This window comes from Pseudomonas sp. 91RF, from assembly GCF_003576265.1.
Lineage (GTDB): Bacteria > Pseudomonadota > Gammaproteobacteria > Pseudomonadales > Pseudomonadaceae > Aquipseudomonas > Aquipseudomonas kribbensis.
Window position 1 is genome coordinate 1 of the sequence record NZ_QWFC01000046.1, and the last position, 1,300, is coordinate 1,300.

The 1,300-nt window shown below is 57.4% G+C and carries 1 protein-coding gene; it reads left to right on the forward strand.

The window, feature by feature from the left end:
* Positions 1-86 precede the first annotated feature (86 nt).
* Positions 87-1,238 carry an integrase core domain-containing protein gene (locus DXT77_RS23315; RefSeq protein WP_119429358.1) on the forward strand — a complete coding sequence of 384 codons (1,152 nt, stop codon included), beginning with the start codon at positions 87-89 and terminating at the stop codon, positions 1,236-1,238.
* The last annotated feature ends 62 nt before the right edge of the window (positions 1,239-1,300 follow it).

The window sequence follows — 1,300 nt, forward strand, 5'->3', positions numbered from 1 at the left end:
GGGTGGGTAAAGACCGGGTACATCCTTTACGTTTGAGACCGGGGACATGGTTTACAGGTATCAATCATGGTCAGGAGGTACTGACCATGCCCTGGAATCAAGAGTCCCCGATGGATCAGCGAGTGAAATTAGTCAGCGACTGGCTCAGCGGCAGCTACACCAAGAGCCAATTGAGCCGGCGTTACGGCGTCAGCCGTCCAACTATCGATAAATGGCTGGATCGGTATGCAGCGCTCGGCGTGGACGGCTTGAAAGAGCAATCCCGCAAGCCTTTGAACTGCCCTCATCAAACCCCGGATGAAATCATTGCCACATTGCTGACCAAGAAAAACGAGCATCCGGATCGAGGTCCCAAACAGATCATTGATCGCCTGCGAAAGTCCGATCCACAGATCCCATGGCCGGCCGCGAGCACTGCTGGGGCGTGGTTGAAGAAGGCTGGCTTGGTCATTGCGCGGCGCCCCTATCCTTTGCGCCCGCGTGCCCCGACGCATTTACGCCCGGCCGATGAACCCAACCAGACCTGGTGTGCCGACTTCAAAGGGCAGTTCAGGATGCAGGACGGCAATTGGTGCTATCCGTTGACCATTACCGATCAGATGAGCCGCTATCTGCTGCTCTGCCGGGCGCTGCCCGGCACGCACAGTGAGCCGACGCGACAGGGATTCGAATGGGCTTTCCGGGAGTTTGGATTGCCGGACGTAATCCGCACCGATAACGGGGCGCCTTTCGCATCGACCGGTTTGGCGCGGCTATCGAAGCTGTCCGTCTGGTTCATCAGGCATGGCATCCACATCGAGACAATCACGCCAGGGCGTCCTGACCAGAACGGTCGACACGAACGGATGCACCGCACCCTAAAAGCAGCGGTACTACGGACGCCTGCAGAAAATCTCGTGCGCCAGCAACTGGCCTTTGAAGAGTTCGTACAGGACTTCAACCATGATCGACCACACACCGCGCTGGGCATGAAGCCGCCGGCTTCCGTCTACAGACCTTCGTTGCGCCCGTATCCGGGCTATTTGCCCGCGGTCGAATATGGCCCTGATGTTGAGGTACGCAAGGTTCGCTCGAACGGCGAGTTCAAGTGGAAGGGGCAACGAATGTTTTTGGGCGAGGCGCTGATCGGCGAGGATATCGCGCTGAAGGAAGTGGCTGATGACGTATGGGAGTTGTACCTTTGCAACTTCTGTTTAGGCAGGCTTGAACGCGGTGCCAAGCGCGTATCAAGCCTGTAAAAGGTGTAAACGATGTCCCCGGTCTGATGTGTAAAGGATGTACCGGTCTCTACAGTGAGGGG